Source organism: Siccirubricoccus phaeus, assembly GCF_008360935.1.
Lineage (GTDB): Bacteria > Pseudomonadota > Alphaproteobacteria > Acetobacterales > Acetobacteraceae > Siccirubricoccus > Siccirubricoccus phaeus.
Genome location: NZ_SRXO01000012.1, coordinates 135,062 through 150,010, shown reverse-complemented (window position 1 = coordinate 150,010; position 14,949 = coordinate 135,062). Strand labels below are relative to the sequence as shown.

At 74.1% G+C, this 14,949-nt stretch carries 12 protein-coding genes; 7 read left to right on the top strand and 5 right to left on the bottom strand.

Annotation, left to right across the window (positions count from 1 at the left end; genetic code table 11):
- Positions 1-537: 537 nt before the first annotated feature.
- From mtaB to E5N76_RS17580, 4 genes are all read right to left on the bottom strand, one after another.
- Positions 538-1,722 carry a tRNA (N(6)-L-threonylcarbamoyladenosine(37)-C(2))-methylthiotransferase MtaB gene (gene mtaB, locus E5N76_RS17595; RefSeq protein WP_235907756.1) on the bottom strand — a complete coding sequence of 395 codons (1,185 nt, stop codon included), beginning with the start codon at positions 1,720-1,722 and terminating at the stop codon, positions 538-540.
- Positions 1,723-1,850: 128 nt separating this feature from the next.
- Positions 1,851-2,678, bottom strand: a complete 828-nt coding sequence (gene dapF, locus E5N76_RS17590) for a diaminopimelate epimerase (protein ID WP_149538634.1) — start codon at positions 2,676-2,678, stop codon at positions 1,851-1,853.
- Between the two features lie 211 nt (positions 2,679-2,889).
- A complete protein-coding gene (locus tag E5N76_RS17585) occupies positions 2,890-4,461 on the bottom strand; it encodes a helicase HerA-like domain-containing protein (protein WP_149538633.1) in 1,572 nt (523 codons plus the stop codon).
- Positions 4,462-4,577: 116 nt separating this feature from the next.
- On the bottom strand, positions 4,578-5,531 hold the full coding sequence (locus E5N76_RS17580; protein ID WP_149538632.1) for a Hint domain-containing protein: 954 nt from the start codon (positions 5,529-5,531) through the stop codon (positions 4,578-4,580).
- 415 nt (positions 5,532-5,946) lie between these two features.
- Here E5N76_RS17580 and rpmI point away from each other — a divergent pair, with 415 nt between their 5' ends.
- From rpmI to pheT, 4 genes are all read left to right on the top strand, one after another.
- The gene (rpmI, locus tag E5N76_RS17575) at positions 5,947-6,153 is read left to right on the top strand and encodes a 50S ribosomal protein L35 (protein ID WP_149538631.1); all 207 of its coding nucleotides are present in this window, start codon (positions 5,947-5,949) and stop codon (positions 6,151-6,153) included.
- 12 nt (positions 6,154-6,165) lie between these two features.
- Positions 6,166-6,540, top strand: a complete 375-nt coding sequence (rplT, locus tag E5N76_RS17570; RefSeq protein WP_149538630.1) for a 50S ribosomal protein L20 — start codon at positions 6,166-6,168, stop codon at positions 6,538-6,540.
- A gap of 83 nt (positions 6,541-6,623) precedes the next feature.
- Positions 6,624-7,700, top strand: coding sequence for a phenylalanine--tRNA ligase subunit alpha (pheS, locus tag E5N76_RS17565; RefSeq protein ID WP_149538629.1), 1,077 nt, complete (start codon positions 6,624-6,626; stop codon positions 7,698-7,700).
- 136 nt (positions 7,701-7,836) lie between these two features.
- Positions 7,837-10,308 (top strand): phenylalanine--tRNA ligase subunit beta, encoded by a 2,472-nt coding sequence (gene pheT, locus E5N76_RS17560; protein WP_149538628.1) that lies wholly within the window; start codon positions 7,837-7,839, stop codon positions 10,306-10,308.
- Positions 10,309-10,484: 176 nt separating this feature from the next.
- On the opposite strand, the gene tsaD is transcribed toward pheT, so the two are convergent.
- Entirely contained in the window at positions 10,485-11,525 is a 1,041-nt protein-coding gene (tsaD, locus tag E5N76_RS17555) for a tRNA (adenosine(37)-N6)-threonylcarbamoyltransferase complex transferase subunit TsaD (protein WP_149538627.1), read from the bottom strand.
- 232 nt (positions 11,526-11,757) lie between these two features.
- On the opposite strand from tsaD, the gene E5N76_RS17550 reads away from it, so the two are divergent.
- From E5N76_RS17550 to E5N76_RS17540, 3 genes are read left to right on the top strand one after another with little or no spacing between them, the layout of a single operon-like run.
- Complete coding sequence (locus E5N76_RS17550; RefSeq protein ID WP_187830232.1) at positions 11,758-12,489, top strand: uroporphyrinogen-III synthase; 732 nt, start codon at positions 11,758-11,760, stop codon at positions 12,487-12,489.
- Between the two features lie 7 nt (positions 12,490-12,496).
- Positions 12,497-13,666, top strand: coding sequence for a hypothetical protein (locus E5N76_RS17545; protein WP_149538625.1), 1,170 nt, complete (start codon positions 12,497-12,499; stop codon positions 13,664-13,666).
- Positions 13,667-13,670: 4 nt separating this feature from the next.
- A complete protein-coding gene (locus E5N76_RS17540) occupies positions 13,671-14,945 on the top strand; it encodes a heme biosynthesis HemY N-terminal domain-containing protein (protein ID WP_149538624.1) in 1,275 nt (424 codons plus the stop codon).
- Positions 14,946-14,949: the final 4 nt, after the last annotated feature.

Genomic DNA, 14,949 nt, shown 5'->3' with positions numbered 1-14,949 from the left:
GGCCGGGGTCGGCGTCTGCCCGGCCGGCGTGAAGGGTCGTGCGGCTGGCGCGGGCGGGATGGGGGCCGAAGGCGCGGCGGTTGGTGCGGGCGGAGCCGGGGTCGGCGTGTGCCCGGCCGGCATGGAGGGCGGCGCGGCTGGCGTGGGCGGAACGGGCGCCGAAGGCGCAGCGGCTGGCGCGGACGGAGCGAGGGTTGGCATGCGCCCGGCCGGCATGGAGGGCGGCGCGGCTGGCGTGGGAGGAACGGGCGCCGAAGGCGCAGCGATTGGCGCGGGCGGGGCGGGGGTCGGCATGCGCCCGGCCGGCATGGAGGGCGGCGCGGAGGGTGGCGCGGCTGGCGAGGGCGGGACCGGCGCTGAAGGTGCAGCGGCCGGCGCCGAAGGCGCCGTGACGAGCGGCGCGGGCTCGGCCGGCGCAGGCGGCGAGGGCGGGACAGGCGCCGGAGGGGCCGGCGGCGCGGGCGATGGCGCCGGTGCGGAGCTCGGCGGCGCCTCCTTCCCGCGCAGCCGGGTAAGCCAGTCGCGCAGCGCCATGGTTCAGGCAGCCTCCGCCAGCAGGCCGGACTCCTCCGCCCCCGTCACCCGCACCCGGCGCAATTCGCCCGGCGCGGCGCCGCCGCCCAGCAGGCGCAGCGGCGCGAAATGCGCGGTGTGGCCGCGATCCTCGCCCTCGAACAGCACCGCTTCCTCCTGCCCCAGCCGCCCGGCGTAGAAGCGCGCCGCGCTGGCCGCTCCCGCGGCACGCAGCCGCGCCGCGCGCTCCTTCCGCAGCTTCACCGGCACGGCGGGCATCCGCGCCGCCGGCGTGCCCGGCCGCTCGGAATAGGGAAAGACGTGGAGGAAGGCGAGTTGCATCTCCTCGACAAGTTCGAGGCAGCGGGCGAAGGCCGCTTCATCCTCGGTCGGGAAGCCGGCGATCAGGTCCGCACCGAAGGCGATATCCGGCCGCACCGCCCGCGCCCGCCGCGCTACCGCCAGCGCATCCGCCCGCAGATGCCGCCGCTTCATCCGCTTGAGGATCAGGTCGTCGCCATGCTGCAGCGAGAGGTGCAGATGCGGCATCAGCCGCGGCTCATTCTCGATCAGCCGCCAGAGGTCGTCGTCGATCTCCACCGGATCCAGCGAGGAAAGCCGCAGCCGCGGCAGCTCCGGCACCAGCGCCAGCAGCCGCCGCGCCATCTGGCCGAGGCTGGGCGCGCCGGGCAGGTCAGGCCCGTAGCTGGTGATGTCCACGCCGGTCAGCACCACCTCCCGGTAGCCATGCGCCACCAGCGCCCGCACCTGCTCCACCACCGCGCCGATCGGCACGGAACGCGAGGGGCCGCGGCCATAGGGGATGACGCAGAAGGTGCAGCGATGGTCGCAGCCCTGCTGCACCTGCACGAAGGCGCGGGCGCGGCCGGCGAATTCCGTCACCAGATGCGCCGCGGTCTCCCGCGCCGCCATGATATCCGTCACCGGCGCGGGCGGCGCCTCCGGCGCCCAGGCTTCCGGCTTCAGCTTCTCCGCATTGCCGATGAGGCGGGTGACGCCGGGCAGCGCGGCCCACTTCTCCGGCGCGATCTGCGCGGCGCAGCCGGTGACGATGATCGGGGTGTCCGGATTCTCCCGCGCTGCGCGGCGGATGGCCTGGCGGGCCTGGCGCTCCGCCTCCGCTGTCACGGCGCAGGTGTTTACCAATATGGCGCGGCCATGCCCGGCCTTGGTGGCCAGGTCGCGCATCGCCTCCGACTCATAGGTGTTGAGCCGGCAGCCGAAGGTCAGCACCTCGATGCCGCCCCGCTCCACGGCGTTCTGGCGCGGGCGGTCGGGCTCGACCTGCCGCGCGGCGTCCTGGCCCAGGGGGGCGGTCACGCGGCGTAGGCCTCCAGGTCGAGCGCGCCGGTGAAGGCGGTGGCGACGGGGCCGGTCATCAGCACATGTCCGTCCGCGCGCCATTCGATGACGAGGTCGCCGCCCGGCAGGGAAACGGTGGCGCGGCGGCCGGTGAGGCCGCGCCGCGCCGCATTCACCAGCGCGGCGCAGGCGCCGGAGCCGCAGGCGAGGGTCAGGCCGGCGCCGCGTTCCCAGACCACCAGGCGGAGATGCTCCGGGTTCAGCACCTGAGCGAAGCCGATATTGGCACGTTCCGGGAAGATCGGGTCGCGTTCCAGCGAGGGCCCCAGCGCCGCCACCGGCAGCGCGTGCAGATCCTGCACGAAGAAGGTGGCGTGGGGGTTGCCCATGGAGCAGGCGGCGGGGTCGGCCAGCCCGCCGCGCGTCAGCGGCAGGTGCAGCGTGTCAACCTCCCGCGCCAGGGGCACGTCGCGCCAGTCGAGCCGGGCAGGGCCCATATCGGCGCGCCAGAGGCCGCCGGGCAGGCGTTCCACCGGCAAATCGCCGGCGACGGTGCGGACCAGGACGTGGTCCTTGCCGGTCTCCTCGGCCACCAGGGCAGCGATGCAGCGGGTGGCATTGCCGCAAGCCCCGGCCTCCGAGCCATCCGGGTTGCGGATGCGCATGAAGACATCCGCACCGTCCGCGCCGGGCTCCATGACGATGAACTGGTCGCAGCCGATGCCCCGCCGGCGGTCGGCGATGGCGGCCGCCCGGGCGGGGGTGATCGGCAGATCGGCCCGGCGAGCATCCAGCACGACGAAGTCGTTGCCGAGGCCGTGCATCTTGCGGAAGGGAGTCATGGTGCGGGGGATATGCGCTTTCCGGGGCGTCAGGCCAAGGTGTTGAGGGAGGGCGCTGCCCTCCCTCAAACTCCCACTCGCCAAGGGCCGAAGGGCCCTTGGAACCCTTTAGTCCGGACCCGTCGGTCGAGACGCCAAACTCAAGGGTTTCCAAAGGCCCTTCGGCCTTTGGCGGGGTGGGTCCGGGAGGGGCGGCGCCCCTCCCGGTGCCTCAGCGTTTCAGGATAGACCCCAAAACCCCCCGCAGCACCGCGTTCCCGAGTTGCCGCCCCACGCTGCGCGCCGCGGATTTGGCCATGGATTCCACCACCCCTTCCCGCCGGCCGCCGCGCCCGGTGAGGATATCCCCCACCATGCCGCCCAGCCCTCCGCCGGTATCGGGGATGCGGCCGCCCCGCGGCCCGCGCGCTTCCGGCACTGGCCGGGGCGGCAGGGCGGCCCCGCCCCAGGGGTTGCCGCCGCGTACCGGCGCGCCGCCGGTGCGCTGCGGCCCTTCCGCCTGCGGTGCCGAGGCGCGGCCCACCAGCCGCTCATAGGCGCTTTCCCGGTCCACCGGCGTATCGTAATGCCCGGCCAGCGGCGAGCGGCCCATGATCGCCGCCCTTTCCTCCGCCGTCAGCGGCCCGATCCGGCCGCGCGGCGGCAGGATGCGGGCGCGCTCCACCATGCTCGGCGTGCCGTCTTCCTGCAGGGTGGAGACCAGCGCCTCTCCCACCCCCAGGGCGGTGATCGCCTCCTCCACCCGCAGCTTCGGGTTGGGCCGGAAGGTCTCCGCCGCCGCCCGCACCGCCTTCTGCTCCGCCGGGGTGAAGGCGCGCAGCGCATGCTGCACCCGGTTGCCGAGCTGCCCCAGCACCGTCGCCGGCAGATCCAGCGGGTTCTGCGTGACGAAATAGACCCCCACCCCTTTGGAGCGGATGAGCCGCACCACCGTCTCCACCTTCTCCACCAGGCTGCGCGGCGCGTCGCGGAACAGCAGATGCGCCTCGTCGAAGAAGAAGACCAGTTTGGGTTTCGGCAGGTCGCCCACCTCCGGCAGCTCCTCGAACAGCTCGGAGAGCAGCCAGAGCAGGAAGGTGGCGTAGAGCCGCGGCGAGGCGATGAGCTTTTCCGCCGCCAGCACGTTCACCGCGCCGCGCCCCTCCGGCGTCAGCAGCATCAGGTCCTGCAGCGCCAGGGCCGGCTCGCCGAAGAAGCGCTCGCCGCCCTCCTGCTCCAGCAGCAGCAGGCGGCGCTGGATGGTGCCGATACTGGCCTTGGTGACATGGCCATAGGCGGTGCTGACCTCCGAGGCGCGCTCCGCCACATGCCCGAGGATCGCCCGCAGATCCTTGAAATCCAGCAGCAGATGGCCTTCGTCGTCGGCCAGGGCGAAGGCGATGGCGAGGGCGCCTTCCTGGGTTTCGTTCAGCTCCAGCATCCGCGCCAGCAGCACCGGGCCCATTTCGGCGACGGTGGCGCGCAGCGGGTGGCCGAGCTGGCCGAACACGTCCCAGAAGACGGCGGGCGCGGGCTCATAGGCGTAATCCGCCTCGCCCAGCGCGGCGGCGCGCTGCTCCAGCTTCGGGTTGGGGCTGCCCGCCTCGGCCAGGCCGGCGAGGTCGCCCTTCACATCGGCGCAGAACACCGGCACCCCGGCGCGAGAGAGCCCTTCTGCCAGGGTCTGCAGGGTCACGGTCTTGCCGGTGCCGGTGGCGCCGGCGATCAGCCCGTGGCGGTTGGCGCGGGCGAGCAGCAGGCGGCAGGGCAGATCGCCCGCGCCGAGAAGAATCGAGTCGGCCATCCCTGCCTCTCCTGCCCCGTTGGGCAGGATATTAGGGCCAGGCGACAGGCAGCAGAAAGGGCGGACCGCCGGCCGCGGCCCGCCCCTGCCTGGTCGCCCTGCCTGCGGGACCGGGCTCAGGCCGCGGCGGCGTCCGGGCCGGCCAGCGCCGCGGCGCGGGCGGCGATGCGCTGGCGGATGGCGGCCGGCACCTGGCGGTGGGACAGGGCGCGCGGCAGGTCCAGCGCCGGCATGGCGGGCGCCTCGGCGAACATCGCCTCGTACTCCGCCACATTGTCGAAGGTGGCGCGGGTCTCGGCGTCCAGGAAGGTCTCCGCCGGGGTGTTCTCCGCCAGGATGATGGCGTGGTCGGCGGTTTCGATATGGTAATAGGTGAAGCTTGCCGGCGCGTCCTCATCCCGCAGGATGGTGGTGCCGTTCACCAGCGCGCCGGCCTGTACCAGCGCGCCGTCCAGCAGCAGGGCATGGCCGGCGGAGAGCACCAGGTCGCGACTCGGGACGCCCTCGGCCAGGGCGCCGGCCCTGATGCGGACTGGCAGGCGGTCGGCGCGGCCGGCGAAGAGGGTGGAGACGGTCTGCCGGCCGATCCAGCGGATGGCGCGGGTCTCGCCTGCAAGCGTGGTGACGAGGTCGCCGATCGCCAGGCTTTCCACCGCGCGCTCGCCTGCCGGGGTGGCGATCCGCGTGCCGGGCATGAAGCAGAAGGTGTAGTCCGTGGCGCCGGCGCCCACCGCATCCGGGCTCAGCGTGGCCGCGGCGCCGCTGCCGAGCGCGGCCGGGTCCTTGGTGAAGAAGTAGTATTTGAGGCTGCCGCCGACGGTGCCGGAGGCATAGAAGCCGGACACCCCGTCCACCACCGCCAGGCCGCGATAGCTGAGCAGCACCGTGCCGGTCTGGCCCGGCACCTGGGTGCCGAAGCCCTCGCCGGAATCCAGGCTGAAATTCCCGGTGCCGGACAGGGTGATGGTGCTGCCGGTGGCCGGCGCGCCGCTGATGGCGCCGGTCGTGTCGCCGGTGCTGTCCACGCCGGACAGCAGATAGACGGAATAGGGGGAATCAGAGGTGGGCATCGGCGCTCTCCGTGCAACGGGTTCGGCGGCGGGGCCGCGGATCAGCTTGGCCTGGCATGCCCACCGCCCCGGCGTTGCCGCATTTCGCGGCACCTCTCTCCGAAAAGGTGAAATTCCCCTGGCCGTGTTCTCATGTTGCGATGCGGAGCGGGAATAAGTCCAGCAACCGGCAGTGGCACAGCTTAATATTACACTCTTTGAGACGATCGGGACGGCTCAAAGACACGGCTTGGTTGCAAAATCATGCCCGCCTGCGCGGTGGCACCCCGCAGCCCCGGCGCCGCCGCGTCTTGCCTCCGCCGGGGGGCGCCGCTATACGCCCGCCTCCCACGCGCGCCGGGCCTGTAGGGCATGCCCGGCCGCGTTCTCGCGCCCCTTCGCCGGGGCGCCTCACGGCCGAGTACGGAGGTCCGAAATGCCCAAGATGAAGACGAAGTCTTCTGTGAAGAAGCGCTTCAAGATCACCGCCACCGGCAAGGTGCTCGCCGGCCCGGGCAAGAAGCGGCACAACCTTTCCGCCCGCTCCTCCAAGGTGAAGCGGCAGAACACCGGCACCCAGGTGCTGCGCCACCAGGATGGGCTGACGGTGAAGCAGTGGGCCCCCTACGGGCTCGAGCGGTAAGGAGGCGGCACCATGGCACGCGTGAAGCGGGGCGTTACCGCCCATGCCCGGCACAAGAAGGTCCTGAAGCTCGCCAAGGGCTATGTCGGCCGGTCCTCCACCAATTACCGTCCCGCGCTGGAGCGGGTCGAGAAGGCGCTGCAATACGCCTATCGCGACCGCCGCAACAAGAAGCGCGACTTCCGCGGCCTGTGGATCCAGCGGATCAACGCCGCGGTGCGGGAGCACGGGCTGACCTATTCCCAGTTCATCGCCGGGGTGAAGGCCGCGGGGATCGAGCTGGACCGCAAGGTGATGGCCGCCATCGCCTTCGACGACCCGGCGAGCTTTGCCGCGCTGGTCGAGAAGGCCCGCGCGGCGAAGCCGGCCTCCGCGCCGGCTGGCTGATCCTTCCCCTTCGGGGTAGAGTGTTGCGCAAGGGGCCGCTCCCGCCAGGGTGCGGCCTTTTGCCTGTCCGGGACCCGCGATGCATGAGCGATGACCTTCAGGCCCTCCGGGCCGAAACCGCCGAACTTCTCGCCGCCGCCGCCGATCTGCGCGCCTGGGATGCGGTGCGCGTGGCGACGCTGGGCCGGAGCGGCCGGCTGACCGGGCTGCTGAAGGGGCTGGGCGCCGTCCCGGCCGAGCAGCGGAAGGAGCGCGGGGCGGCGCTGAACCGGCTGAAGGGCGAGCTGGAGGCGGCCATCGAGGCCCGCCGCCTGGCGTTGGAGGAAGCGGCGCTGGACGCCCGCTTGGCCGCGGAGCGGCTTGACGTGACCCTGCCGCCCCGCCCGGCGGCGCCCGCCGGGGAAGGCGGCATCCACCCCATCAGCCGCACCTTCGAGGAGCTGGTGGCCCTGTTCGGCGCCCAGGGCTTCTCCGTGGCGGAAGGGCCGGATATCGAGTCCGACTGGCTGAATTTCTCCGCGCTGAACATCCCGGACCACCACCCGGCGCGGCAGGACCACGACACCTTCTATCTGCCCGCCGGGCCGGATGGCCGCCGGCCGGTGCTGCGCACCCACACCTCGCCGGTGCAGGCCCGCACCATGCTCTCGCAGGAGCCGCCGATCCGCGTCATCGTTCCAGGCCGCACTTGGCGCGCCGACCATGACGCGACCCACAGCCCGATGTTCCACCAGGTGGAGGGGCTGGTCATCGACCGCCACATCCATCTCGGCCATCTCAAGGGCTGCCTGATCGACTTCCTCCGCGCCTTCTTCGGCATCGCCGACCTGCCGGTGCGCTTCCGCGCCTCCTACTTCCCCTTCACCGAGCCCTCCATGGAGGTGGATATCGGCTGGAACCGGAAGACCGGCGCGCTGGGCGCAGGCGGCGACTGGCTGGAGATCCTGGGTTCCGGCATGGTGCACCCCAAGGTGCTGGCCAATTGCGGCCTCGATCCGCGGGAGTGGCAGGGCTTCGCCTTCGGCATGGGGATCGAGCGCATCACCATGCTGAAGCACGGCATGCCCGACCTCCGCCCCTTCTACGAGAGCGACCTGCGCTGGCTGCGCCACTGGGCGAGCGACCCGCTCTCGCCGCCTTCGCTCGCGGAGGGGGTATGACCGATCCCCACGCCACCGCTGCGCGGCGTCGCCGGGGCCCCGAAGGGTCCCTCCCGATCCGCGCTTCGGCACAGCCTGCCGCGGCAAAGCCGCGCCAGGGCAACGGGCAGCGACAGGCAGCGATAGGCGCTCCAAGATGAAATTCCCGCTCTCCTGGCTCCGCGCGCATCTCGCGACCGAGGCCTCGCTGGAGATCATCCTCGCCACCCTCAACCGCATCGGGCTGGAGGTGGAAGGCGTGGAGGATCGCGGCGCGGCGCTCGCCGCCTTCCGCATCGCCCATGTGGTGGAGGCGGTGCAGCACCCCAACGCCGATCGCCTTCGCGCGCTGAAGGTCGATCCGGGCGACGGCAAGCTGCTCTCCGTCGTCTGCGGCGCTCCGAATGCGCGGGCCGGCATGAAAGGCGTTGTCGCATTGCCCGGCGCCTATATCCCCGGCACGGGCATCACCCTGAAACGTGGAGAAATCCGCGGCGTCGCCTCCGAGGCGATGATGCTCTCGGCGCGCGAGATGGGCCTCGGCGACGACCATAGCGGCATCGTGGACCTGCCCGAAGACACCCCGCTCGGCGAGAGCTACGTGACCTGGGCCGGGCTCGACGACCCGGTCATCGAGATCAGCGTCACGCCCAATCGCGGCGATGCGCTCGGCGTGCGCGGCGTGGCGCGGGATCTGGCGGCGGCGGGCCTCGGCACGCTGCAGCCGCTGCCGACGCCCGCGGTGGCGCCGGCCTATGCCTCGCCGCTGCGCTGGGAGATCGCCGATCCGCGCGCCTGCGACTACGTCCTCGGCCGCGCCATCCGTGGGCTGCGCAACGGCCCCTCGCCGAAATGGCTGCAGGATTGGCTGGTGGCGATCGGCCAGCGGCCGATCAATGCGCTGGTGGATGTGACGAACCTCTTCACCTTCGGCCTCGGCCGGCCACTGCACGTCTTCGACGTGGCGAAGGTGAAGGGTGGCACGCTGACCATGCGCATGGCGCGGGCGGGCGAGGTGCTCGCCGCGCTGAACGGCAAGGAGTATGCGCTGACGCCGGAGGATGGCGTCATCGCCGACGCCGCCGGGCCGGAAGCCCTGGGCGGCATCATCGGCGGCGCCCCCACGGGCTGCGACGAGACCACCACCGAATGCTTCATCGAATGCGCGCTGTTCGACCCGGTGCGCATCGCCCTTTCCGGCCGCCGGCACGATATCCGCACCGATGCCCGCGCGCGGTTCGAGCGCGGCGTGGACCCGGCCCTGCCGCCTTTGGCGCTGGACCTGGCCACCGAGCTGATGATCCAGCTCTGCGGCGGCGAGGCGAGCGAGGTGGCGGCAGCCGGCACCCCCCCCGCCTGGCAGCGCAGCGCCACGCTGCGTTTCGAGCGCCTGGCCGGCCTCGGCGGTGCCGAGGTGCCGCCCGACGAGGCGGTGGGCGCGCTGGAACGCCTCGGCTTCACCGTCGAAGCGCGCGACGCGGCGAAGGTGGCGGTCGCCATCCCCTCCTGGCGCAACGACATCGCCGGCTGCGGCGCGCTGGACCAATTCCCCGGCCTGAAGCCGGAGCGCGCCCGCGCCGCCGCCGAGGGCTGCGCCGTCATCGAGCCCGAGGCCGATCTGGTGGAGGAGGTGCTGCGGCTGCGCGGCCTCGACGCCATCCCGCCCGTCTCGCTGCCTACCGCCGGCATCGTCCCGCCGCCGGCGCTGACGCCGAAGCAGGCCCGCGCCGTGCTGGCCCGCCGGGTGCTGGCGGCGCGCGGCATGCTGGATTGCGTCAGCTTCGGCTTCCTGGAGGCGAAGATTGCGGCCCTCTTCGGCGCCACGCCGGAGACGCTGCATCTGGAGAACCCGATCGCCGCCGATCTCGACCAGATGCGGCCGACGCCGGTGGCGAGCCTCGCTTTGGCCGCCGCGCGCAGCGCTGCGCGCGGCTGGCCGGATGTGGCGCTGGCGGAGCTCGGCGCGGCCTATCGCGATCCCTCGCCGGAAGGGCAATTGGCCGTCGCCGCCGGGGTGCGGGCAGGCCACACGCCGCGGCATTGGGCGGAGGCCTCCCGCCCCGTCGATGCGATGGACGCCAAGGGCGATGCGCTCGCCGTGCTCTCGGCGCTCGGCGTGCCGATGGCGGCGCTCTCCGTCACTGCGGATGCCCCGGGCTTCTACCATCCGGGCCGCAGCGGCGTGGTGCGGCAGGGGCCGAAGACGGTGCTGGCCACCTTCGGGGAGCTGCATCCGAAAATCCGCGCCGCGCTCGACATCGCCGGGCCGGCGGTGGCGTTCGAGGTGTTCCTGGACGCGGTGCCGGAGCCGAAGAAGCGGAAGAAAGGCGCGCCCGACCTGCCGGCCTTCCAGCCGCTGCGGCGCGACTTCGCCTTCCTGGTGGACGCGACGGTACCGGCCGAGGCGCTGCTGCGCGCGGCGCGGAACGCGGACAAGGCGCTCATCGCGGATGTCATGCTGTTCGACCGCTATGCCGGCGACAAGCTGCCGGAAGGCAAGGTCAGCCTCGCCATCCAGGTGACGCTGCAGCCGCGCGAGGCGACGCTGACCGATGCGGACATCGAGGCGGTGGCGGGGAAGATCGTGGCGGCGGTGGTGAAGGCCACGGGGGCCGCGCTGCGGGGGTAAATCGAGAGGGGCGCTGCCGCTCTCGAGCATCGGACGCGGTGCGTCCGATCCCGCCAAAGGCCGAAGGGCCTTTGGAAGGCACGAATTTCAGCCCCGACGGTTCAACCGCAAAACTCAAGGGTTCCAAGGGCCCTTCGGCCCTTGGCAGGGGGAGTTTGAGGGGGACAGCGTCCCCCTCAACCCGCCAACTCCTCCAGCGGCCATCGCGGCCGCGGCGCGTGCCCCAGCGCATCCACCAGCCCCCGCCGCAGCCTTTCCACCCCGGCCCAGGCCACCATCACCGCATTGTCCGTGCACAGCCGCACCGGCGGCGCCACCAGGGGCAGCCCGTGCTTCGCCGCCTTGGCCTCCAGCGCCCCCCGCACCGCCGCATTCGCCGCGACGCCGCCCGCCACCACCAGCGCCGTCGCGCCCGGCAGCATCGCCAGCGCATGCCCGGCCCGGTCCGCCAGCACCGCGGCCGCCGCGGCCTGAAACCCCGCGGCCAAATCCGCCTTGTCCTGCTCCGATGGCGACCCCGGCAGCCGGGCCAGGGCATTCGCCACCGCCGTCTTCAGCCCGCTGAAGGAGAAATCGCAGCCCGCCCGCCCCAGCAGCGGCCGCGGCAGCGGGAAGCGCGCCGCATCCCCCCGCGCCGCCAGCCTTTCCAGCGCCGGCCCGCCCGGCCAGGGCAGGCCCAGCAGCTTCGCCGCCTTGTCGAAGGCCTCGCCCACCGCATCGTCCAGCGTGGTGCCCAGGCGGCGATAGCGCCCCACCCCCTCCACCGCCACGCATTGGCAATGCCCGCCGGAGATCAGCAGCAGCAGATAGGGAAACCGCGTCCCGCCCGGCACCAGCCCCGGCAGGGTCGCGGTCAGGGCATGCGCCTCCAGGTGGTTCACCGCGACAAAGGGCAGGCGGTGCGCCAGCGCGATCCCCTTGCCCAGCGAGGCGCCGACGATCAGCCCGCCGATCAGCCCGGGGCCGGAGGTCGCCGCCACCCCCGCCAGCTCGGCATAGCCGAGACCCGCCTCCGCCATGACCCGGGCGATCAGCCCCGGCAGATGTTCCAGATGCGCGCGGGCGGCGATCTCCGGCACCACCCCGCCGAAGGGGGCGTGCTCGCGGAGCTGGCTCAGCACCGCCTCGGCCAGGATGGTGCCGTCGGCGCGCAGCACCGCCGCCGCGGTCTCGTCGCAGCTCGATTCCAGCCCCAGCACCGCGGCGCTGCTCTGCATCCGGCATCCTTGCAAAGGTGAGGGCAAGGGTGAGGCGCCGCTGCCACGGCCGGCCGCAGCACCCCGCGCCGCCCCGAGGGGCCGGAAGGACTGCCGATGCCATCGGCGCCTTCTCCGGCCGGCCCCGGGACGAATTTTTTCCCGCGCGGATCCGCCGCCGCCAGCCGTCTCAACCGGCTCTGATGCCGGGCGAGGGTGCCCAAGCCCGGCGGCCCGCCCTATAAGCCGCGGCATGCGCGAAGGCCACCCCGCCCCCGCCGTGCTGATCACCCGGCCGGAGCCGGGCGCGGCGGAGACCGCCGCGCGCGTTGCCGCCCTGGGCTGGCAGCCGCTGGAAGCCCCGGCGCTGCTGCTGGCACCGCGCCCCTTCATCTCGCCCCGGGGGGCGCAGGCCCTGCTGCTCACCAGCCGCGCCGCCGCCCGCTGCCTGCCCGCCACCCTGCCCCGCAGCCTGCCGGTGCTGGCGGTCGGGGAGGCGACGGCTGCGGAGGCCCGCGCCCACGGTTTCGTGAAGGTGGCGGCGGCGGAGGGCGATGCCGCCGCCCTGGCCCGCCTCGCCACCGCCCGGCTGGACCCCAAAGCGGGGCCGCTGCTGCTGGCGGTCGGCGCCGGCTATGGGCAGGACCTCGCCGCCGCCCTCCGCGCCGCCGGCTTCCGCGTGCTGCGCCGCATCGCCTATGCCGCCGCCCCAGCCGCCGCCCTGCCGGCCCCGGCCCGGGCGGCGCTCGCCGACAACCAGGTGGCGGCAGCGCTGTTCTTCTCCCCGCGCTCGGCCGCGGCCGCCATCGCCCTGCTGCGTCAGGCCGGGCTGGGCGAACGCGCCGCGTCCATGGCGGCGCTGGCCATCAGCCCCAGGGTGGCGGAGGCTGCCCGCGCCGCCCTGGCGCCTTTCACCTGGCAGTCCCTGAAGGTCGCCGCGCGGCCGGACCAGGACTCGCTTCTGCAACTGCTCGACCCCAGCTAGGCGAACCATGAGCGACAATTCCGACCAGACCCAGGCCCCGCCGGAAGCCCCGCCGCCGCGCAATTCGCCCATCGCCCCGCCGGCGCCCTGGCGGCTGGACCCGGCGGCGCTGCTCATCGGCGTGGGCGGGGTGGTGCTGCTGCTGGCGCTGTGGTGGCTGCTGGTCACCCCGCGCATCCTGCCGGAGGGCAGCGACGAGGCGGAGCGCCTGGCCCGGGCGGAGGAAAGGCTGGAGGCGCTGCGCGGCGACGTCGCCGGGCTCGACGGCCGGGTGCAGCAATACCAGGCGCTGGAGGCGCGGACCCGCGCGCTGGAAGGCCGCCCGCCGCCGCCCGATCTGCGGCCGCTGGAATCCCAGGTGGTCGCCCTGACCGAGCGGCTGGCCGCCGCCGACCGCGCGGCGACGGAGCGCGGCACGGCGCTCGACCGCCGGCTGGGCGCGCTGGAAAGCCGCCCGGTGGTGGACCCCGCCGGCCTCGCCAGCCGCCAGGCGCTGGAGACCCTGGCCGGCAGGCTGGATGCCCAGGCCGCCGACCAGGCGCAGCGCTCCGCCGAGACGCGCGAGATGCTGGGCCAGCGCGTCGCCGCCGTCGAGGCCGCGGCGCAGCAGAAGCTGGCTGCGCTGGAGGCGCAGCTTGGCCAGCGCATCGCGGCGCTGGAGGCGGCGCAGCAGCGCCTCGCCGCCATCGAGGGTCGCACCGCCCGCCTCGCCGCAGTGGATGCGCTGCGGTCCAGCCTGATCTCCGGCCAGCCTTTGGGCCCGGCCCTGGCCCGCATCGGCGAGGCGCCGGCGGCGCTGACCCGCTTCGCCAACGCCCCGCCGCCCACCGAGGCGGGGCTGCGCCTCTCCTTCGAGGAAGCGGCCAAGGCCGCCCGCGCCGCCTCCGACGCCGCCATGCAGCCGGATGGCAGCCGCGCCGGCGTGGTGGATAGCGCCCTGGCGCGGCTTGGCGGCCTCGTCACCATCCGCCGCGGCGAGCAGGTGGTCTGGGGGGATGCGGCGGAAGCCGAGATCGAGCGCGCCCGCCGCGCGCTGGAAGCCGGGGATGTGGAGATGAGCCTGACGCATATCGAGAAGCTGCCGCCCCCCGCCCGCGCCGCCATGCAGGGCTGGGCGGAGCAGGCGCGCGCTTTGCTCGCCGCCCGCGCCGCGCTGCGCCAGCTCGCGGCGGGCTGAGGCGATGCGCCGCGCGCTTTTCGTCCTCGCCCTGCTGGGCGCCGCCGTCGCCCTGGCCCTCTGGCTGGCCGGGGTGGGCGGCACGGTGGAGATCCAGGTGGGCGATGCCTGGATCGGCACCAGCTTCCCCGTCGCCCTGCTGGCCCTGCTGCTGGGCTTCGTGGTGCTGCACCTGCTGCTGAACGGCATCGGCGCGCTGCGCCGGCTGCCCGGGCGGCTGCGCGCCCGCCGCGCCGCCCGCCGGCGGGCGGAGGGCGATGCCGCCGTGACCCGCGTGCTGGTGGCGCTGGCCGCCGGCACGGCAGAGGCGGCGCGGCTGGAATCCCGCCGCGCCCGGCACCTGCTGGGCGACACGCCGCAGACCCTGCTGCTGGCCGCGGAGGCGGAGCGCCTGGCCGGGCGCGAGGCCGCCGCCGGCGAGCTGTTCCGCGCGCTGGCGGGGCGGGAGGATGCCCGCTTCCTCGGGCTGCGCGGCCTGCTGCGCCAGGCGATGCAGGAGGGCGACTGGGACGCCGCCCATGCCCTGGCGAAGGAGGCCGAGGCGGTGCATCCCGGCGCCGCCTGGCTGCGCCAGGAACGCGCCGAGCTGGCGCTGCGCACGCGGGATTGGCGGGAGGCGCTGGCCCTCTCGCCGCCGGACGCGCCGCGCGCCGCCCTGGCGCTCGCCGCCGCGGCGCAGGAGACGGATCCGGCGAAGGCCGCCGAGCTGGAGCGCCAGGCCTTCGAGGCGGATCACGGCTTTGCCCCGGCGGCGCTGGCGCATGCACGCAGGCTGGAGGCGGCGGGCAGCCCGCGCCGCGCCCGAGGGGTGCTGGAGGAGGCCTGGCTGGCGAGGCCGCACCCGGATCTGGCGGGGCCCTATCTGGCGGCCGAGCCGGACACATTGATGCAGGTGAAGGCGGCGGAAGGGCTGATCCGCCGCAACCCGGAGGCGGCGGAGAGCCGGCTGCTGCTGGCCCGCACCGCCCTGGCCGCCGGGCTGACCGGCCGGGCGCGCGCCGCGCTGGAGGCGCTGGTGGCCTCCGGCGAGGCGGATCGCCGGGCTTTCCTGCTGCTGGCGGAGCTGGAGGAGGCGGAGCAGGGCGAAACCGCCGAGGCCCGCGCCGCCCAGGGCCGCTGGCTGCGCGAGGCCGCCAAGGCCCCGCCCGAGCCGCGCTGGCGCTGCGGCCATTGCGGCGCGGAGCATGCGAGCTGGGCCCCGGTCTGCACCGCCTGCGATACCGTGGGGGAGATCGCCTGGGGCAATGGCAGCACGGCGCGGACGGCGGTGGCGGCGTGACGGG